Source organism: Gluconobacter sp. NFX36 (assembly GCF_049887835.1).
Lineage (GTDB): Bacteria > Pseudomonadota > Alphaproteobacteria > Acetobacterales > Acetobacteraceae > Gluconobacter > Gluconobacter japonicus_A.
Map to the genome: position 1 here is coordinate 145,458 of NZ_JAGEKJ010000008.1, position 21,140 is coordinate 166,597.

Genomic DNA, 21,140 nt, shown 5'->3' on the forward strand with positions numbered 1-21,140 from the left:
GCATGTTGTGTCTCACAACAAGAACACAACATGCAAAATACCCTCTCCCTACATGTAACCTATGCCGATTTGGAATATTGCAGTTATGTGCGATACTTTCTTTCAATGGTCTGCGTCGAATTTATCGCACATCAGTAATAAAAAAATATCTGAACGCGCAAAGCTGACAGGCATCATGTTGCTTGTTGCACTCTCAGTGTTCCATTCCGCCCGAAGCGCTCCCAACGCCCCCTGTACTCAACTGAATAAAACAACACATGCCACATCTACTCACCCCAGACTGAGAGAACATCTCTCAGACCCCAATCAGCTCGAAAGCCTTTTCAATACTGAAAGCCTGTCTGCGCTCCTCAATCACAGAGACGATGCATTGAGGGAACGCGACCTGTCTGCGGGCTATTTCGTGCCTGCCCAAGCCTTCGGCAATCTGGTTCCACAACTATCCCCAGCGAGAGCATGGCTTGGCAAACACGGCTACACATTCCAGTTCGCCTATAAAGGAGAAGCGCTTGCCAACGTAAGCGGGGGCCTGAGCCGAGGCATGTCTTATGCCCATGAACTCACTCTGATCAACAACCTCGATCTTGGAAAACTGCTCGGTCTGAATGGATGGATTTTGCATGGCGTTCTAATGGAACGGGCAGGTCGACAGATCAGTTTCGATCACGTCGGAGAACGACGCATTCTGCTCTCAGAAGTTTACAGCCTTTCTGGACACATGGCCGCTCATCTGGCGGATTTTTATGTCGAAAAATCCTTCCGGCGCAATAGTATCAATATCAATCTCGGTCGCCTCACCCTCACCCATACCTATGGCACATCGCTGCTCCTGTGCACCTTCATGATCCAGTGTTCGGCCCCGGTGGGGATCAAGGGCGTTCAGGGATGGAGCGTCTATCCTAAGGCGACATGGGGCGGCACAGTTCGACTGCGCCCAACACGTGACCTGACGTTAAGAACCGGCGTTTATGCGTCCTCCGTACTCACATCCAATCCATCAGGATGGGCATGGGGCAGCGAGAAGCAAACCGGCGTCATGCTCCCGATCGAACTGACCTGGGAGCCCTTCTTTGGCCCCCGGAAACTGCCAGGCCATTACAAACTGGGTTTTGGTCATGACACGAGCGGCTTCGCGGACCTGATTGGAAATGTTCCCTCTTCCATGGCCCTTCGCTATGCCGTGCGGAGGCCTCAAGCACGCGATACGTTCTATATTGAGGCCGATCAAATGATTTACCGCAGTCATGGTCTGCATCAGATGGCGGGAGGCTATCTGATGGCAGGATATATTCACAATACTCCGCAAGTCTCTGTCTTCTCAGACCAGTTTTACGTCGGTACCTCGCTTCTTGGCGTCATACCGTTTCGTCCGCTCGACCGCTTTGGCGTGATGTACTCCTATTACCAGATCAGTAAACGCCTCACGCTCGGACAAAATCTTCTCCAGCAGGCCGGACTACCCTTTCCGGCAGGCGTAAACGGTCCACAAACTCATACGGCAACGCTGGAAGCCTATTATGGCATTCCAATAATGCCAGGTCTGCTGTTCCAGCCCTCTTTCGAATACCAGATGCGACCAGGGGAAACCTCCGTCATCCCGAACGCAACGATCATCGGCCTCAAACTTATCGGCAACCTTTAAACCCTCACATCCAGAGCCGGACATCGGCATGGATATGCATTATCGGCACGAAGTCAGGAGAATAAACCCATGTCCCCCTGGAACCAGATCTACGATCCAGCCGGAAATATCATTGTTTCAAGCCTGGTCGCTCTTATACCGATTGCATTCTTTTTTGTGGCGTTACTGGTTCTCCGCATGAAGGGCCATATCGCCTGCACCATTACTGTCATCCTTACAGCCATCATTGCAGTCCTGTTTTACGGCATGCCGGTACCGTACCTGATCGCGACAGGAATATACGGCTTTCTATATGGTTTGTGGCCCATAGCATGGATTATTCTGGCTGCCGTTTTCCTTTACAAGCTCTCGGTCAAAACCGGATATTTCGATATTATTCGATATTCAATCGTCACAGTTTCTGATGATCAGCGCATTCAGATCCTGCTCGTTTCTTATGGATTTGGGGCGTTTCTTGAAGGCGCCGCAGGATTTGGTGCTCCGGTTGCAATTACAACCGCGCTTCTCGTGGGTCTTGGCGTCCCTCCCCTTTACGCGGGTGGCCTCTGCCTTCTCGCCAATGCTGCCCCTGGCGCATTTGGAGCAATGGGCATTCCCGTCATTGTCGGTGGTCAGGTTATCGGTGCAGATCCGTTCCTGATCTCCCGTCTTGCAATGCCCCTTCTGGCAGGATTGGCTTTTATCATTCCTTTCCTTGTCGTGCTGATTGTCGATGGCCTGCGAGGACTACGAGAAGTCTGGCCAATTACCCTCGTTGCAGCCCTGACTTTCACCATCACACAGACTTTGGTCGCTGTGTTCGTCGGTCCTGAACTTCCTGATATTGCGGCAGCACTGGCAACTCTGGTGGTCATTCCTCTCTTTCTGAAGTTTTGGACGCCTGCGACCAGTTTCCGTTTTCCTCAGAACAGCAAGGCGACATCTGTTACCGGACCTGAAAAGACTTATGGCACCAGCGATATTATCCGTGCCTGGATGCCGTTTGTCATTCTGACGGTGTTCGTAGCGATCTGGAGCATTGTGCCCTTCAAAAACCTTTTCAAACCGGGTGGTCCGCTGGCTTCAACCGTCATCACGTTTCCCTTTCCCTATCTGAATGACCTAATCATCAAAATGCCTCCAGTGTCTCTGGAACCCACGCCATATCACTCCATCTTCAAACTCGATCTTATATCCTCGGTTGGCACAAGCATTATGCTGACGGCGATCCTTTCGACATTCGTCCTGCGTGCCCGCCCCCGGGATGCAGCAGCAATCTTTTTCCAGACACTCAATGAGCTGAAAATTCCGATCTATTCTATCGGCATGGTTCTTTCATTTGCTTATCTGGCAAACTACTCCGGCTTGTCTGCAACGCTTGCTCTCCTGTTTGCCGCCACATCTTCCGCCTTTACATTTCTGTCTCCAATCCTTGGATGGCTGGGTGTTTTCCTCACAGGATCGGATACATCCTCAAACGCTCTGTTCGGAGGATTACAGGCAGCCACAGGTCAACAGATTAATGTCAGCGGCCCCCTGCTCGTCGCCGCCAATGCTGTAGGGGGTTCAGTAGGAAAAATGATTTCGCCCCAGTCCATTGCCGTGGCCTGTGCCGCCGTCGGAATTGTTGGACGCGAAGGAGAAATGCTCAAATTCACACTGAAATGGAGCATCTTACTTGTTCTTATGGTGAGTAGCCTGCTCATAATACGGATCTATCTGTTTGGTTAGATCCCGATCCTGGTGGCCTTCTGATAAAAGACGGCTCTGGGCTCTGTAAATTCAAAAACTATACTGGCTGATGGACGCGCAAATCAGGCGTCCGTCAGCCTTTTTTGTCCAAGGGCTACAAGCCCTTTTCATGCAAAACAATCATAACATGCCAAGAACGCTCATTTCGCAGCAAACAAAAATCCCATAAAAACAACACTTAAATCACATATTGGTGTGATGAGTGTCAATTTATGACCATACCGTCCACCATAGCGGAAACCCCATATATTTCCTTATAAAACAATTATTTATATTATTTTAAGGCCTAACCAACTCCGAAACGGAACACAAAAATCAGATATGAGAGCTTTTTTATGAGATAATTATATCATTGTCACAGTTATATATAACAGTGTAGTCGTTACGTATGAGATGCTCGAATCGGAGATGAGCGATGGAGCGTGACGCTACCTGGGTTGGTACAAGCTGGAAGATGAACAAAGGCCCTTCAGCCGCCGCTGAAGCTGCCAACAGACTGGCCCGGTTATCATTCCCGGCAACCATTCAACCGTTCGTCATCCCACCTTTTACGTCTTTGAGGGATGTCTGTGACAGTCTCTCAGGAAGCCGTGTGATCGTTGGCGCCCAGAATATGCACTGGGAAGACAGCGGTGCCTGGACGGGAGAAATATCACCCGTCATGATTTCCGAATGTGGGGCAGAACTGGTTGAAATCGGTCATTCAGAACGTCGCACACATTTCGGAGAAACGGACTGGACCGTTAATCTCAAGGTAAAGTCCGCGCTGCATCATGGATTAAGACCACTCGTCTGTATCGGTGATACCGCTGAAGAATATTCTCATGATGTCACACTGGAAACGCTCGCCCGGCAGTTGAAAATCGCTCTGCACGGCGTTTCCGAACAAAACATCCCAAGAGTTCTGATGGCGTATGAGCCTGTCTGGGCCATTGGAGCAGGTGGACGGCCTGCCGATGTGCCGTTTATTGATAAAGCCCATAACCATCTGCGGAATGTTCTGGTCAATTTTGCAGGAATGGAAGCAGGTTCCGCGGTACGCCTTCTCTATGGCGGAAGCGTCAATCAGGACAACGCGTCCGGTTACAGCCGCCTCCAAAACGTCAACGGAGTGTTCGTTGGGCGCGCAGCCTGGAATGTCGACCATTTCCATGCTCTGGCAGAAGGCGTCGTCGCATGACTGCCCCGACAGCTTTCGAAACACGCTCCGTTTCTGCACGCCGCCAGAATATTCTGGATTACGTCCGGGATCGGGGCGGCGCTCAGATCGACGAACTGGCAGGCCATTTTGTGACGAGCAGAATGACCATCCACCGTGACTTGCAAGTTCTGTCAGAACGCGGCGTTCTGCGACGTGTTCATGGCGGCGTCACAACTGTGCCCAAAGCCTTCTCGGAAGGCAGCACGGACCAGCGCAGCCACCGTGCCGTCGAAGCCAAAAAGGCAATCGCAGCCTTGGCCACAACCTTCGTGCAGGACGGAGAAATCATTGCACTGGATGATTCCACCACATCCCGTTTCCTTGCAGAACGTCTGACAGAAAATCTTGCTCTGACAGTTGTGACGAACAGCATGGGAACAGCCAACCTGTTCACCAGCAATGCCAACGTTAATCTTCTGCTGCTTGGCGGTCGCTATAACACGGATTTCGACGCCTTCTTCGGAACGTTGTGCGAGCAGGCTGCGGCATCCCTGCGCGTCAACACATTGTTCCTGTCCGTGGCAGCAATTCGCGGAATGACAGCCTACCATCAGGAGCAGGACATCATCAAAGCCAAACAGGCTCTGATGAATATCTCCGACCGGCGCATCCTGCTGGTGGATAGCACCAAATTCGGCGTCATCACGCTCAACCGTTTTTCTGATCTGACGGAATTTGACGTGGTGATTACGGACTCAGGTCTTGAAAAGGACCTGGAAGACGCACTCCGCAACGCCGGGATTAACCTGGAAATTGCGGAAATACCCGTCACGAGGGTGAATAAAGCCAACGTTACTCCTGAATACCTCCCTTAAGAATGGAGAAAAACATGCGTATCGCAATTGGTGGCGATAAGGCTGGTGAAGGCTTGGCCTCTCTCATTGCAGCACATCTGCAAGCCACAACACCTCATACCATTGTTGATATGTCTCACCCCGAAGACAACCAGCCGGAACTTTATTCCGAACTGAGTGAACGGGTTGGTCTTGCCATCACGGAGGGTAATTTTGATCGCGGTATCCTGTGCTGTGGAACAGGAATTGGCGTGTGCATTTCCGCCAACAAAATTCCCGGTATCCGTGCGGCCCTGACGCATGACACCTATTCCGCCGAACGTGCCGCGCTCTCCAACGATGCCCAGATCATCACCATGGGTGCACGAGTCATCGGACCGGAATTGGCCAAGAGCATTGTGGATGCCTGGCTGGCACACAGCTTTGACCCGTCTGGCCCTTCAGCAGGCAACGTGGCCGGAATTGAGACGCTGAGCCGGAAGTATTCCGAGCACCATCTGCCAACAACAAGCTGCTGACATCACATCGTACCGTTTTCCGGAACGGGACCGGAACGGATCATACGGAAAGACAGAAACATGAAGAAAGCTCTTTTCCTTGGCGCTCTCCTGGCAGCAACGCCCTTGGCAGCACAGGCCACCGACAGCAACACACCACTACGGTTCGTGCTGATCCCGAAGGTCGTCCATCCCTGGTTCGACAAGCTCAATAACGGTGCCCACGCTGCAGCCGATATGATTGCCAAGACAACTGGCCAGAAGATTGAGATCGAATATCGCGCGCCCCAAACCGCTGATGTGTCCTCCCAGAACGACATTATCGAGCGCGCCATTGCGACCCATCCAGATGGGTTGATCCTCGATCTGCTCGACGAAAAGGGTAATCGCGCCACGATGGATGAAGCCATCGAGCAGAAAATCCCCATGACCGTGTTCGACTCCCTCCCCCCGGAAGGCATGAACATCACGGCTGTTGGCGCGGACTTCTGCGAGCAGGGAACGATTGCGGCCGAACGTCTCGCCACGCTGATTGGTAAGAAAGGTGAAGTCGCCATCATGATGGGCGTCCCGACCGCACCAAACCACACCCTGCGAGCAGAGTGCGAGAAGAAGGTGTTCGCAAAATATCCCGATATCAAAGTCGTCGCGACAGGGATTGATAACGACAGCATCGAGACCGGTCAGAAACAGGCCTCTGCCATTATGCAGGCTCACCCCAATCTTGCTGGATGGGTCGCGTGTGACGCTTCCGGGCCAGTGGGCATCGGTCAGGCCATTCGTGAAAGCGGAAAAGCGGGTAAGGTACAGGAAGTCGGCCTCGATAACCTGAATGACATGCTTCAGCTCATTAAGGATGGCGTTGCTGAATCCACAGCCTCCAGCCGTCCGGAAATGCAGGGCTACTGGGCCGTCGTCTCCGCTTGGCAGAGCGCAATGGGCCAAAAAACCCCAAAATACATCGATACGGGCATCGACGTTATCACCAAGAAATCTCTCTAAACTCTGCTCTGAAGCAGGAGGCACGATCATGGCGGTTCTTCAGGTAGAAGCTGTCCGTAAAAGCTACCCCGGCGTGGTCGCGCTTGACCACGTCGATCTGACACTTGAACCGGGCAAGATCCATATTCTCGCTGGCGAAAACGGCGCGGGAAAATCGACGCTGATCAAAACCCTGACGGGTCTGGTCAAACCCGATGAAGGAAAAGTGCTGATCGAGGGGCATGATGCTCTTGCCGATCATAGCCTGTTCTCCCGTATCGCTTACGTCCCGCAGGAACTGAATCTGTTCCCGTCCATGACGGTGGCGGAAAACATGTTCATGCCCTTCCATCATTCGGGATTTGGTCGCGTGACCATTTCCCGCAAGGCGATGGAAGCGGAAGCTGCAAAGTTCATTGAACGATTTGGCATTCATGCCCGCCCAGGACAAACTGTCAGTCGCATCAGCGTGCCAGACCAGCAGTTGCTCCAGATTGCACGCGCAGCCTGCCGCGACGAATTCAAGGTCCTGATCCTGGATGAACCAACATCGTCCCTGACGGCCAATGAGACAGAGCACCTGTTCCGCATCATCACCACGCTGCGCGACAGTGGATGTGCCATCGTTTTCGTCTCACACAAGATGGAAGAAATTTTCAGTCTTGGCGATACAGTCACTGTTCTTCGGAACGGACGAAGCGTCGGTACGTTTCCCATGGACGGCATGACGGAAGAGCATCTTATCCGTCTCATGTCTGGCAATTCCGTTCAACTGGAAGAAAAATTCCAGCCTCGTGGCGCGATTGACGACAACGATATTCTGCTTCGCGTGGAAGGATTGACAGGCCCCGGCTTCTCGGACGTCTCGTTTCAGCTTCGCAAAGGCGAAATCCTTGGCTTTGCAGGGCTTGTCGGTGCTGGCCGGTCAGAAGTCATGCAGACCATGTTCGGGTACCATTCTGCAAAAGCCGGTCGCTGCATCTTGAGCGATAAAGAAATTCCACGTGGACGGACGGATCGCGCCGTTGCCATGGGAATGGTCTATCTCTCCGAAGAACGGAAGCATCATGGCATTTTCCCGCTGTTGAGTGTGCGGGAAAATATCAGCCTGTCCGTTCTGGAAAAGATGAAACGCGGCGGAATCATTTCTTCCGGCAAAGAGAAATCCATCGTCTCCGACACGATTGAGAAGTTCGATGTCCGCACATCGTCAGCCGCCAAGAAGATTGTTTATCTGTCTGGTGGAAACCAGCAAAAAGCCATTATTGGCCGTGCCATGGCCCGGCGCCCCCGTATCCTGATTTTCGATGAACCCACAAAAGGGATCGATATCGGAACCAAATTCCAGATTTATCGCATCATGCAGCAACTCGCCGAAGAAGGCGTCGGCATCATTCTCGTGTCGTCCGAAATGACCGAGCTCCAACGCTGCGCCACCCGCATCATCACCATGTACGACGGCCGCACCACCGGTTCGTTCGATCAGGCCACCACTGACGTCAACACGCTTGTCGGCGCGATCATCGGCGCCACGGAGACCCGCCATGTCGCTTGAAACTACACTCCCCGGAGCTACCCCCACCCCTCCTAAGGCGTCCTCCCTGCGCACGCTGATCGCCCGGATGATTGCCAACCCACTTGGAGGCGTCATTGGCGCGATGATCCTGATTTTCGGGATCTCCTGCCTGCTCTCCCCGCACTTCCTGACGTCTTTCAACATGATCATCATTGCGCGTGCACTGGCCTTTATTGGGCTGGTTACGATTGGACAGGCCGTCCTGATGATCCTTGGAGAACTTGATCTGTCCGTCGGGGCCATCGGTGGCCTGGCCGGTGTCGTTGGAGGCATGCTGATGGTGCAGATGGGGCTAAATCCCTGGCTTTCCCTCGGCCTGTGCCTACTGATGGGCGCTGGATGCGGCCTGCTGAACGGTCTGCTCATCACCCAATTGCGGCTACATTCCCTCGTGCTGACCATCGGCATGGCAGGCGTCTATGGCGGTGCCAATCTTGTGGCCACCCGTGGCGTTGCCATCACAGGCGTGCCACATGAAATCAGCTTTCTGGGTAGAGGCCTGGTTTTCGGACTACCCGTCCCCTTCCTGATCCTCCTCGTCTGCCTGACAATCGTTGCCTTCGTCATGATGCGCACCCCTGTCGGGCGTTACATCTACGCAATCGGCAGCAATCCACAGGCCGCAAAAATGCTCGGCATCCGCGTCAACGCCATTCGCGTTGGAGCTTTTGCTCTGGCTGGTTTCCTGTCCGCGCTAGCCGGTATCCTGATGGTGGCCCGTCTCGGAACTGCTCAGCCCTCGATTGGTGACACCTGGGTCCTCTCCCCCATCGCCGCAGCTGTCATTGGCGGAGTTGCCACTACAGGGGGACTGGGAAGCCCGGTCGGAGCCGTGTTTGGCGCCGTCATCATTGGCATCATTGAGGACATCATCGTCCTCTTCGGCATCTCGCCTTACTGGCAGTCCATTGTGAGCGGCGGCATCGTTGTGCTGGCCATCTCTCTGGACTCTCTCGCACGCCATTACCTCAACCGCGACGCGTCCTGACCCGTCCGCAGCTTTCCATCCTGCAAAAGGAGAGACTTAGATGACCAAAATCTGCGGCAATGCCTCTGAATTCGCAGCCTCTGCACTCCATGGATACAGCATGGTCCATAGAGATCTTGTCAAAATGATCCGTGGTGGCGTCATGCGTGCCAAACCGGGAACGCAAGGAAAAGTCGCCGTAGTTGTCGGAGGTGGCTCCGGCCACTACCCCGCTTTCATCGGGTATGTCGGCAGCGGTTTTGCGGATGCAGCCATTGCAGGCGACATCTTCGCTTCACCATCCACCCAGGCCATCCAGAGCGTGGTCCGTCAAGCAGATCTGGGAGGAGGCATTCTCCTCGGTTTCGGAAATTATGCCGGAGACGTCCTGAACTTCGGCATCGCTGCAGACAGACTACGCGCGGAAGGCTACGACGTGCGCATCCTTGCCACGATGGATGATGTTGCCAGCGCCACCGAAGGCGAGAGAGAACGCCGCCGAGGCATCGCGGGTGATCTGACAATCTTCAAGATCGTCGGAGCTGCCGCCGAAGCCGGCCTTGATCTGGATGCCGTCGAGGAAATCGGGCACCGGGTGAACCGCCAAACGAGAACCTTTGGCGTGGCATTCGATGGCTGCACACTCCCCGGAGAGAAAGACAAGCTGTTCCATGTTCCCTCCACCCGCATGGCTCTTGGACTGGGAGTCCACGGGGAACCCGGCATCGGGGAAGACAACATTCCCGCGCCTCAGGCCCTCGCCCAGATCCTTCTGGACAAGGTTGTCAGCGAACTCCCGGCGGATGCACCGCGCCGCGTTGCCATTACCCTGAACGGCCTAGGAAGCACGAAACAGGAAGAGCTTTTTGTTCTTTGGGAAGCTCTTGCCCCTCTGCTTGAAAAAGCCGGACTAACGGCCATTGCTCCCCTGGTTGGAGAATACGTTACAAGCCTTGATATGGCAGGCTGCTCCCTAACCCTGACCTGGCTTGACGAGCAACTGGAACAACTCTGGCGTGCCCCCGTCGATACGGCCGCCCTACGCCACGGCCAGATCGGAGACGTAGAGACGCAGCCTGAGGATCTTGCCACTGAGAACAGCGTTACCTACATGAAATCCTCAACAGCCGCGGGCCGCCATGGAGGACAGTGCGTTTCTGACATGATGGCTCATCTGGCAGACGCTCTCGCCCAAGCAGAGGCGGAACTTGGCCATATTGATGCCGTAGCTGGCGACGGAGATCATGGGCAGGGCATGGCCCGAGGGTCAGCAGCGGCACGGGCAGCCGCTTCCAAAGCCGCAGCCTCCGGAGCTGGTCCTGCCACGGTCCTGTCCGCTGCGGCAGATGCGTGGGCGGACCGCGCAGGCGGGACATCTGGCGCGCTTTGGGGCGAAGGCCTGAGAGCATTCAGTCTGGCTCTGGACGATAATGCTCTCCCCTCCTCCCAACATCTCGCATTGGGTGCCCGACAGGCCATGGAACGCATCATGACCTTGGGTAAGGCCAAACCCGGCGACAAAACCTTGATTGATGCGCTCGTTCCATTTGTCGAAACACTTGAGACCCAACTTGCTGAAGCAACGCCCCTTCCACAAGCATGGGCACAAGCTGCCAAGGCCTCTCAGGCCGCCGCAGAAGCCACAAAGGACCTGCTGCCAAAGCTTGGTCGCGCCCGAACACATGGGGAAAGAAGCAAGGGCCATCCCGATGCGGGCGCTCTGTCTCTTGCTCTCTGCACTGATGTCGTAGGTCAAAAACTGCAAGCATCACTACAGGAAAATTATTACCCCACAGACCAACGGCACCAATCTGCCAGCCTATAATATCCTTTTGTCAGGATGAAAAAATCGAAAAGCTATCATTATAAATAGCTTTTCGATCCATCCAGTTGAAGGGCCCGTTCGGTTTCAAGATCAATCGGAATACCTGTGATGATCCGTCGTCTGGCTTCCGCCCATTCACGATCTCCCGGCGCCATCACAGGGTGTTGCGGATCTACTGACGGACTGCTGCGCAGAAGATCCAGATAGCTGCCCATCGCTAAATCATAGGCAGTCTGCCCGACAAACCTTGCCGGATCTATTGCAATCGCAAAATGGCCGACATTCTGGCGCTTCCGGGAGTTCTGCTCTTCATCTGTCCCGACCATAACCGGGTCCAACGCTGCCCCCGTCAATGCGCCAGCCAATATTGTCACCAATCCTGCCAGTGCAGCGCCCTTAAAGCCGAAATCCTCTCCCCCAAGAGGTTGAAGAAAAGATGCCGCCAACGCGTCCTGCGTGGCATACCCGGAATTGTCCGCCGCAGCCCCCGCAGGTAACGGGAGACCCAGCGAGCGATAAAGCTTCACACGATTGAAAGGGATGGAAGATGTGGCAATGTCCATGAACCATGGATCGGAGTTCTTCACAGGCGCTGCCATGGCAATCGGATTTGTCCCATGGAACGGTTGCGCTCCCCCAAAAAGGGACACAGCAGCATCAGAATTGCTCATGATCAGACCGATCATGCCTTGTCGGGCAGCTTCCACCACAAATGCCCCAGCCGCCCCAAAATGGGAGGAATGATGCACGCCCACAGCTCCGATCCCGGCCTCCCGCGCGAGCAGGACGGCTTCATCCATGGCGCGATAGGCTGCAGGATGGGCAAGCCCACCGTCAGCGTTCAGTTGACCAGTCGCAGGCCCGGTCCTTTCAAAAACAGTGGAGGGCCGCGGATTGATTCCCCCGGTTTGGAGCAACCGGACGTAATGCCCCACCAGACGGACGCCATGACTGTCCACACCAATCCGGGACGCATGCAGAAGAGCCCGTGTCGTAGCGTCCGCATCCCTGTCCTGCGCACCGGCATGAACCAGTTGGGCTTTGACCTGCTTGGAAAGAACGGCTTCCGGATAATAATGAACGTTCGTCATGCCATTCATGAAGAAGCTCCCATTTTTCCACGAGGGGCCAGAACGTCCTGAACGCGACTACGATCAAGAGACCCGTTCCAGACTGCCATAACAACGGGCGCTACACAGTTTCCGGCCAAATTACCCACAGCGCGCGCAATTCCGATAAACCAGTCCACAGCCAGCAGCAGGACCAGACTGGATAGAGGGATCGACGGAGCAGCAGACAGTGTCGCTGCAAGCACAACAATCGCAATGCCTGGTACACCATGCGCGCCCTTGGAGGTAATCAGTGCCGTCGCCAGCATGGAGAGCATCTGGGTCAGGGTCAGGGGTGTTCCGGTAACGTCAGCCAGAAAGACAATGGCAAAGCCGAGATAGATGGAGAGCGCATCCAGATTGAGGGAATACCCCGCTGGCACAACAAGCCCCACCACTTGTCGAGGAATACCCATAGTCTCCAGCTTGGCCATAATGCTGGGAAGTACGGAATCTGAACTGGTCGTCGCCGTGACAATCAGGATTTCTTCACGGAAATAACGGGCAAAACGCCCTGGATGCACACCGCAGGCCAGCAGACAGCCGCCAAGAATCACCACGATGAAAACGGCAATCGCCACAAAATAGAGCACAACAAACGATGCCAGCCGACCAATGGCATCCAAACCGTATTCAGCAACGGTTGTAGCAACAGCCCCAAGTACACCCAGCGGCGCAAGAGCAATGATCAGGCGCATCATACGCGAGAAAAGTGTCGAAAGACTTTCAATCAGGCGCGTCACAGGCGCCCCTGCATCCCCAATGCGGGACAGGCAGCAGCCAACCAGAATAGCGAAAAACAGAATTTGCAGAATGTTTCCATCAGCAAATGCTGCGACTGGAGAGCGTGGAATCAGACCCAGAATAAAACCGGTAAAACCCTGCCCGTGCAGAACATGGGCGTTCGCTTCATAGGACGAAACAATATGCAGATCTTCCGCGCTTGGCGTGAAGGTCATTCCCCGCCCCGGTCGAAGCAGCATTGCAGCCCCGACTGAGAGCAGAAGCACAAGCGTTGTCATGCCTTCAAAATAGATCAGCGATCGAAAACCGAGACGTCCCACGGCACTCAGAGATCCGGCTCCTGTGATGCCGGTCACAACGATACAAAACAGGAGAGGACCAACAGCCATCAGGATAAGCCGCAGGAACAGATCCGTCAGCCACCGGCACTCTCCTGCCAGGTGCGGAACAAACAGGCCCAGAAAAACGCCCAGACATGTCGCCGCGACCACCTGAGAGAAAATTCCTGGACGAAACCTGTGCTTTGCACCTGCCGGGAGGGTCGTGTCGTTTTTCATCCAGCTCTTCTTCTTACTATCGTTTCAGAAACCTTGATCCAGGAGGAGAAATCCTTCTGGATCACAGGCCTCCAATCTTCTGCCTTCAGTATGTTACGTTCATCTTTGCACCCACGAAACGTGGTAGACCAGCCATCACGCCATAGAATGTCGCCTGTGTACCACCGGAGAGCCAGTAGCGACGATCCGCAAGATTCTGGCCATACACCGTGACAGACCAATGCTGTTTCGGTGCGGCAAAGGTCAGGAAGGAGTTTACGAGGAAGTATGCCGGGGCACGGTAAATGCCACCGTCACCAATGTGCTGCGGCTGCGTCTGTGCCCCACGATAGTTGTAATCCACGTCGAAAGTCATCTTGTAGTCGCGGAACATCGACCATGAGTAGGTGGCAGCGCCAGACAGCGTCAGATTTGCCAGCCCCATATTATAGCCATTGTAGTTCGTGTTGACCGGCGACCAGACACCTGTTGCGGCAAACTGGGCTGTGGTTGCACCACGGTTAAGGCTCTGGAACTGGGAATAGGAACCGTTCTGGTAACCGAAATTCTGTGTCAGGACGAGACCACTGAACGGATGCGCTTCCATGTCAAACTCAGCGCCATAGATATTGGAGCGCGGAGCGTTCACATAACCGCCAAGTACGCCATACGGAGGCACAAGAATGGTGCCCAGAAGCTGCTGGTCACGATAGTCGTAATAGAACCCTGCGGCATTAAAGCGCAAACGGCGGTTAAAGAGCATGGTCTTGAAACCACCCTCGTAAGTCAGGACCTGTTCGACCTTGAAAGGCTTCAGCTGGCTGGCTTCCTGGGTGATATTGGCAGAGAATCCACCCGGCTTGAAACCACGCGAGAACATCACATAACCCATGATGTTCGGCTTGAACTGGTACTGTGCCCCGACACGTCCGGCAAACTGGTTGGTCAGTGCTCCGGAGTTACCAAAGTTCTGGACGCGTGTTCTGGCACCCGTATTCAGATCATAATTTGTACTGAGAACATTCAACATCTGACGATCATCAGATTCGTGGCTGATGGCCCCGATTAAAGTCAGCTTGGGCAAAACCCGGTAAGAGAGCTGGACGTACTGGTTGAAGTTCTGCTGATTCTGGCGATAAGACGTCTGGTTCAATGGCGTGGTATTGGGCCGGTCAGAGGAATCATACCAAAAGTTCTGTGCCATCCGAGCCCGGCTGTAATACATGCCCACTTCCCAATGAAATTTGGCATGCGGATTCAGAGACTCAAGTTTGACTTCCTGTGAGAACACATTTGTCTGGTTGTTGCGGAACATATTACCATAGGACGCAACAGAATTCGTCTGATTGGTCAGTTCATGCTCGTCGACCGTTTCAAACGCGCTCAGAGTCCATAGTCGACCCCAGTTGAAATCCTTGGTGTATCGAACATTGGCACCCCAGAACATATTGTCTTCACGCGGTTTCTTGTTGTTCGCGTTAATACCAATGATCTTTGCAAAACGGGGATCAAGCCCCCATTCAGTCTCCATGATATCGGACGTAATGGGAACGCCATAGCTGTTGTACAGGTTATGACCCGATGACGACTCAGACTGATCCGTCGTCCAGTGACCGCCAATATCCAGTGTTGAAGTTTCGTCAATCTTCCAGCGAAGCTTCCCGCGAAGGGCACCGATATTGGCATTGCCATATCCTTCTCCCTTGGAATTATGCTGAAAGCCTCCGCCGGTCATGGATTGCCCTGCCAGACGGAACGAAACAGACTTGGAGAGTGGTCCGGAGACATATCCTTCGACGCGGTTGCGCCCGTAGCTGGCAATATCTTCTGTCAGGCCAGCATGAAAGTCAGGCGTTGGATCTGCCGTGTGAAAATTGATCTCGCCCCCTGTCGTGGACTGTCCATGAGTGAAACCGGACGCCCCGGGCGCAACGGAAATATCATCCATGTCAAAGAGCATTCCGGACGTCATAATACTAACCGGATAGGCCACCCCATCCACATAAGGCATGACGGACGGAGTGTTGTTCTGGGTAAAGTCCATCAACCCTACGCCACGAAGCGCAAAATTCAGCGCAGAACTGCCAAAAGAGGGCTGAATTGTCAGGTTGGGTGCAACGCGAACGATATCCGTCAACTGTCGGACATTCCGGTTCTGAAGTTCCTGGCGCGACAAAACGGTCTCGGAATGCGCCTCGTGCTGGCCAGCTCCCGTCACACCACGGCGGACACTGACATGCACCGTTTCACTACCAGACGCAGACAAAGCCGTTGGTGCGTGACGTTTCGCACTGTGTGTGCGCCCGTATGCGGAATGTACCCCCTGCTTCGTCGCTGCAACCGCTGGCGTTTCCAGATCGACAGGATGGGGCATTCAGAAAATCTGATGATTCACGGGCATTGCGAATCTTGTATACCAGATAAGACAAATTCACATTGAACGCCACCAAAAAAGAGACGGACCCGGAATGTTTTGAATGTGAACCACCAACCCACTTGCACTTATGCTAGGGCAGGTTCATAAAATTTTTTTATGTGCAACGATATCACAAGCGCATTGCCATGCAGCGGCATCGCAATTGAAGACCGCATCATGACGGCCATCCTTTCAGGAAAAATTTTACCCGGTGAAAGACTGGGCGAAAAAGATTTAGGACAGACATTCGGCGTTTCCCGCACGTTGGTAAGAGAGGCCATGATGCGCCTTAGCAGTCGCGGCATTGTGGCCGTTTCACCTCGTCGGGGCTGGTTTGTTATCGAGCCCACCATCGAGGAAGCCCGAGAGACAATTGAGGCCCGCCGATCCGTTGAAATTGGCCTCCTTTTTACCCAGAAAAACATTCCTCAAGGAGCTCTAAATGAACTAGAAAACCATGTCACCGAACAACAAAAAGCCATTGATGCGCGGGATCTCGCTAAAAGAAGTTATCTGCTTGGGCATTTCCACGTTAAACTTGCAGAAATTTATGGAAATTCTGTTGTTGTTGAAATACTTGAAACGCTTACGGCCAGAATTTTATTAATAGCAACCCTTTACCAGTCTACACATGAAGCTCAAATATCCTGCAACAACCACAGGGATATGGTAAATTCACTAAGAAAAAACGATAAAAGGGAGGCGATCAAGATTATGAACGAACATTTCTCCCATCTTGATAAGGCTTTAAGTAACAGATCAATAAAAAAAGATTCTCCCTTACGGGTTTATGAAATCTCTAACCTCCCTGGAAATACATAATCGCTTCTGTTCCCATTTTTTCAATCCAACCACACGAATTTTGTTCGCGATATCTCAAGACAGGAAGAATATGATCCTCAGTTATAAGACCTTCCACTTCCTGCCTGGACCAGTCACCCTCCACACTTACAAGCGTGTATTTTCCAGAACTTTCTGCATATTCATCAATTATTCTCTTTATCCTTTCTTGCTTCCGATCTCAAACCACTGCTCTGACGTACACGCTCCATAAGAACAACAAAATCTCTATCAGCATCGCCTGCACTAATAGCACTCAACAGGCGATCCCGGACGATAGAGGCATAAGGCAATGGAACTGCGTAATCTCCACCCGCATCCAGGAACATCCCAATATCTTTCAGTCCAAGTGTCACAGGCGCCCCAGGGGAATCAAAGTCTTGATTGACCATCAGCTGACCGTAGTTCATGTGAACCGGCGCGTCATAAAAACTACCTGTCATGACTTCGAAAATTTTCCGCGGATCAGTCCCCGCTTTTTCGTTGAGCGCAAAGACTTCTGCCATTTGTTCAATGGTCGAATAAATCATAAAATTCAAAGACAGTTTTGCAAGATTGGCTTGGATCGGGTCATCGCCCAGCCTGAAGATTTTCGGCCCAAAGCATTTTAATACTGGTTCCAACCGATCCAATGCTTGACTGGCTCCACCAGCCATGACGAACAACTCTCCCGCTTCGGCTGCAGGCGGTCGACCGAGAACATTGGCACTGACATAGATCTGCCCACGCTCGGTGTGCCCGTCTCTCAGCCGTCGCGCCAGAGTCAGCGAGATTGTGCTGCAACAGACATGGATGGCCTGTGATGTCAGTCCAACTGCGATCCCGTCCTTACCAAACGTTATTTCTTCGGTGGTCGCATCGTCTAACATCATCGAGAAAACGATTTCGCTATCCCGGGCAACAGAAGCAGGAGTTTCGCATCGTGTCGCCCCATGTGCCACCAGATCGTCCGCTTTCGTTGCAGTTCGGTTGTAAACAACAACCTCATGTCCTGCATCGAGAAGACGCCTTGCCATAGGGTGCCCCATGGCACCGAGCCCTACAAATCCGATCTTCATAACACTCTCTCCCGTTTCCCATCTGAGCAATGTCAGATGGCATTTTATTGCTAACGTTCTTCGCACACCGGCTTTGGCAAGCCATATTCAGCCTCGTATGCGCCCAATTACTCCTCACTCCTTCGAGGATGAACTCTCCGGATACAATCAGCCCCCATGATCACCTGGCAGAAGCGTGCAACAGACACGCCGTCGTGTCACGAATTTGCATACCCAAAGGCGGATTTTCAGGATCGGACATCGTGTCATGACCATAGGCGTCGAAAAAATGTGCTGACTGACAGGTTCCGGCAGGCTCCATGACTCCCTCCTCAGCTACAGCACTACGCGCGCTCGCACAGAGGAGTTCAGGAATTGAGCCCAGGATCGCTATGCGGCTGCACTGATCCTCTCAAAGAACAGAAAGCTACGCATGTTGTAGACGATCCTGACCAGCAGTACGGATGAAGAGTTGAGCTGCCGCCCATCGATGGCCAAGTTCAGGCGGAATGGATCGACACTTCGCCTCATTCTGATGACGTCAGAAAATCGCCGACATGCTCCGTCGCAAATCGCGAGGCGGAGTTTTGCTTTTCGGACAGGCCGTCTGGATCAGAAGTTCCCGGACCAACCACGCATCATCGGGAAATACAGACTGTATCATACTTGCCATAAAGAGCTATATAGCTCCGGTTGAGCATCAGCAACGCGCCTGTTGAAGGATACCAAATCACCCTGAGCGCTTGTCGGACGATATGTCAGACGATCCCCTGTCTTTGATTTTCCAAATTGGGCGTCCTACATTCTTTTTTAAGAACAGTTTTGAAGACCGCACCGATAGATCGCCCCCTCAGCCCCACTCTTTCGGCACTCCAACATTTCTATAAACTGTAAAGTGCGCTTTGTGCCCCGGGTTGCCCATCGCATCATACCAACGCAGCACAAATAGATAACGCGCCTTAATGCGTGAGCTTCATCAACGCACAGTGCGGCCGCGTTTCTTTGAAAAAAGGACGCAACGATCCGGTTATGTGTCCGTCGGAAAACACAGGCCACGCTCGACTTCAGTCTTCTTGAAAAGTCTGAAGCCTTCCCCATAAGATCAACAGATCCCGAACCTCAACATCTGATAACTAGACACTTGGGCGCGTGCCCTCCCATTTATCAATCACTGCGGCAGCCAAAGAATTTCCGATCACATTCGTGGCGGATCGTCCCATATCCAAAAAAGTATCGATTCCAAGAATCAACAGAATTCCTTCTTCTGGAATATTAAACTGTCCAAGTGTCGCAACAATCACAACTGAAGATGCTCTTGGAATTCCTGCCATTCCCTTACTTGTCAGCATCAGTACAAGAAGCATGGCAATCTGCGTGCTCCAGGAAAGTGCAATATCGTATGCTTGGGCAATGAATATACTAGCGAAAGTACAGTACATCATCGTGCCATCAAGATTGAAGGAATAGCCAAGTGGAAGAACGAAAGACGAAACCTTCCGTGATACGGGCAGCTTGGCCAGCTGCTCCAGGATGAGCGGATAAGCAGCCTCGGAACTGGCTGTTGAAAATGCTAAAAGAAATGGTTCACGCATCAGGCCCACAAGTCTTTTGGCCTTCGTACCGAGAAAGGCGAATGCAATGCCAATCAAAACCGCCCACAGGATTGCGAGTGCAAGATAGAACTCCCCCATGAACTTTCCATAGATAGTCAAAATGGAAAATCCATTCGTTGTGACAGTCGCTGCCATGGCACAAAAGACGGCCAGAGGGGCAATCATCATAACATATGCGGTCACCTTCAATATAATGTAGGATAGGCTTTCCGCCCATTCCAAAACAGCTCTTGCCTTACCTGGCAGAGACGCGCAGGCAATACCAAAGAAAATTGAGAAGACCACAATCTGAAGAACTTCATTATCCGTCATCGCACGGAAAATGGAATCCGGAACCATATGCTGGATAAAGCCGTCTAAAGTTAACGAATGCGCCGCCAGATGGGTATCTGTCATCATATTGACTTTGTGCATACCCACACCTGGCTGGAAAATATTTACAAGAACCACACCAAGAGTGAGAGACAACAAAGACGCACAGACAAACCATAACATGGCCTTGCCGCCAATCCTTCCAACCGCGGCAGCATCAGACATATGACCGATCCCAACAACAAGTGTGGAGAAAATCAGGGGGGCCAAAATCATTTTGATAAGCCGCAAAAATACGGTCGAACCAATCGACAGATCACCGGCAATCATCTGCTGTGTTGCAGGAGATGGGAAAAACGCATGCGCGACACCTCCTACCAAGCTCCCCAGTATCATTGCGGCAAGAATGAGCAGCACCATCCGGTTTTTATGCAACAAATTGGTTCCTTTAATTTAACGTTTGCCTTCTATGCAGGAGACACGGGAAAGTAGAAATATATCGCATCGCAATCAACAAAATTAGACAATTCCTTCAAGATCATTTTTTGGTATCTCTCCTCTGGACATGTCCCGCTCAAGATGAGCCATGGGCTGTCTGTTAAGCCGCTTCGCGTCATGATCTAGGAGGGCACTAAAACAGTCTCTGTAGGTTGTAGGCTCTGTTGAGACAGAGTGTTGTGGCTTGCTCGGCTTTTCTTCCGCGTGCCCCAAGCCTTCCGTCACAAGAGTTCAGCCTTAAAGGTTATTGAAGACGCTCACTGCTTGTCCATTGTCCCAGCAGTTTCCCTTTTCGTTCATGAGCACGATAAAATCAAAGGTTGACACAAGGCAATGACATCTTTTAGCGCCGCCATAGCGAGATCAGCTCTCATCAAGGCCTCAAGTCAGTCACTCTTCGCAAAGAAGGATTCAGCCACCGCAGACAGGTCAATCCAGCCTCATGTATTCAGATATAGATGATGTGCCTTGTCGACCTCTGGCTGACAGTTGTTATGAAGAAGTCCGTCCGAAAAGCAAGGCCCGGCCTAGGCTCCTTCAACAGACGATATCTGCGATTTTCTGGCACCATCAGAACGGCACGAAATGGCGTGCCATGTCATCTGAGTTTAGTCTCTTGTGGATTGCCTCACAGGCGTTCATTCGAAGCTCGTGTCTGGCAACGCCTATTTAAAAAGGTCAGAGACGTGGATCAGGTCATCGGGCGATAGCATGGCGGACTGACCATCAAAATCCCTGTCATTGTCGATGCTGCGGGAAAGACTGCGATGCTTTCCTGGACGCCCGAGTAAAGGGCAACAATCACTGAAGCACAACTCTTG

Annotated in this window: 15 protein-coding genes; 10 read left to right on the forward strand and 5 right to left on the reverse strand. The window is 52.7% G+C overall.

Translation table 11 applies throughout. From position 1 onward, the window contains the following. The first annotated feature begins 175 nt into the window (after positions 1-175). The 9 genes from J4P41_RS10220 (at position 176) to J4P41_RS10260 (ending at position 11,214) form a co-directional block, all read left to right on the forward strand. Entirely contained in the window at positions 176-1,642 is a 1,467-nt protein-coding gene (locus J4P41_RS10220; RefSeq protein WP_426067038.1) for a carbohydrate porin, read from the forward strand. 69 nt (positions 1,643-1,711) lie between these two features. Then, positions 1,712-3,352, forward strand: coding sequence for a lactate permease LctP family transporter (locus J4P41_RS10225; RefSeq protein ID WP_426067039.1), 1,641 nt, complete (start codon positions 1,712-1,714; stop codon positions 3,350-3,352). A gap of 436 nt (positions 3,353-3,788) precedes the next feature. Beyond that, positions 3,789-4,553: a triose-phosphate isomerase gene (locus J4P41_RS10230; RefSeq protein WP_426067040.1), complete on the forward strand. Its 765-nt coding sequence runs from the start codon at positions 3,789-3,791 to the stop codon at positions 4,551-4,553. Continuing rightward, positions 4,550-5,389, forward strand: coding sequence for a DeoR/GlpR family DNA-binding transcription regulator (locus tag J4P41_RS10235; protein WP_426067041.1), 840 nt, complete (start codon positions 4,550-4,552; stop codon positions 5,387-5,389). The genes J4P41_RS10230 and J4P41_RS10235 overlap by 4 nt, the downstream gene beginning before the upstream one ends. 14 nt (positions 5,390-5,403) lie before the next feature. Continuing rightward, the gene (locus J4P41_RS10240) at positions 5,404-5,886 is read left to right on the forward strand and encodes an RpiB/LacA/LacB family sugar-phosphate isomerase (protein ID WP_426067042.1); all 483 of its coding nucleotides are present in this window, start codon (positions 5,404-5,406) and stop codon (positions 5,884-5,886) included. A gap of 60 nt (positions 5,887-5,946) precedes the next feature. Then, positions 5,947-6,867, forward strand: a complete 921-nt coding sequence (locus tag J4P41_RS10245) for a substrate-binding domain-containing protein (protein ID WP_426067044.1) — start codon at positions 5,947-5,949, stop codon at positions 6,865-6,867. 28 nt (positions 6,868-6,895) lie between these two features. Then, complete coding sequence (locus tag J4P41_RS10250) at positions 6,896-8,401, forward strand: sugar ABC transporter ATP-binding protein (protein ID WP_023941867.1); 1,506 nt, start codon at positions 6,896-6,898, stop codon at positions 8,399-8,401. Next, positions 8,391-9,410 (forward strand): ABC transporter permease, encoded by a 1,020-nt coding sequence (locus J4P41_RS10255; protein ID WP_062018610.1) that lies wholly within the window; start codon positions 8,391-8,393, stop codon positions 9,408-9,410. The genes J4P41_RS10250 and J4P41_RS10255 overlap by 11 nt, the downstream gene beginning before the upstream one ends. Positions 9,411-9,450: 40 nt before the next feature. Further along, entirely contained in the window at positions 9,451-11,214 is a 1,764-nt protein-coding gene (locus J4P41_RS10260; protein WP_426067045.1) for a dihydroxyacetone kinase family protein, read from the forward strand. 38 nt (positions 11,215-11,252) lie between these two features. Here the strand turns inward: J4P41_RS10260 and J4P41_RS10265 are convergent, their stop codons facing one another. From J4P41_RS10265 to J4P41_RS10275, 3 genes are all read right to left on the reverse strand, one after another. Further along, a complete protein-coding gene (locus J4P41_RS10265; protein WP_426067047.1) occupies positions 11,253-12,314 on the reverse strand; it encodes an Ldh family oxidoreductase in 1,062 nt (353 codons plus the stop codon). After that, positions 12,311-13,624 (reverse strand): cation:dicarboxylate symporter family transporter, encoded by a 1,314-nt coding sequence (locus tag J4P41_RS10270; protein WP_426067048.1) that lies wholly within the window; start codon positions 13,622-13,624, stop codon positions 12,311-12,313. The genes J4P41_RS10265 and J4P41_RS10270 overlap by 4 nt, the downstream gene beginning before the upstream one ends. A gap of 85 nt (positions 13,625-13,709) precedes the next feature. After that, the gene (locus J4P41_RS10275) at positions 13,710-15,977 is read right to left on the reverse strand and encodes a TonB-dependent receptor (protein ID WP_426067049.1); all 2,268 of its coding nucleotides are present in this window, start codon (positions 15,975-15,977) and stop codon (positions 13,710-13,712) included. Between the two features lie 159 nt (positions 15,978-16,136). On the opposite strand from J4P41_RS10275, the gene J4P41_RS10280 reads away from it, so the two are divergent. Next, entirely contained in the window at positions 16,137-16,841 is a 705-nt protein-coding gene (locus J4P41_RS10280) for a GntR family transcriptional regulator (RefSeq protein WP_426067050.1), read from the forward strand. A gap of 164 nt (positions 16,842-17,005) precedes the next feature. Here the strand turns inward: J4P41_RS10280 and J4P41_RS10285 are convergent, their stop codons facing one another. Beyond that, on the reverse strand, positions 17,006-17,917 hold the full coding sequence (locus tag J4P41_RS10285; RefSeq protein ID WP_426067051.1) for an NAD(P)-dependent oxidoreductase: 912 nt from the start codon (positions 17,915-17,917) through the stop codon (positions 17,006-17,008). 1,112 nt (positions 17,918-19,029) lie between these two features. Further along, positions 19,030-20,256 (reverse strand): dicarboxylate/amino acid:cation symporter, encoded by a 1,227-nt coding sequence (locus J4P41_RS10290; protein WP_426067052.1) that lies wholly within the window; start codon positions 20,254-20,256, stop codon positions 19,030-19,032. Positions 20,257-21,140: the final 884 nt, after the last annotated feature.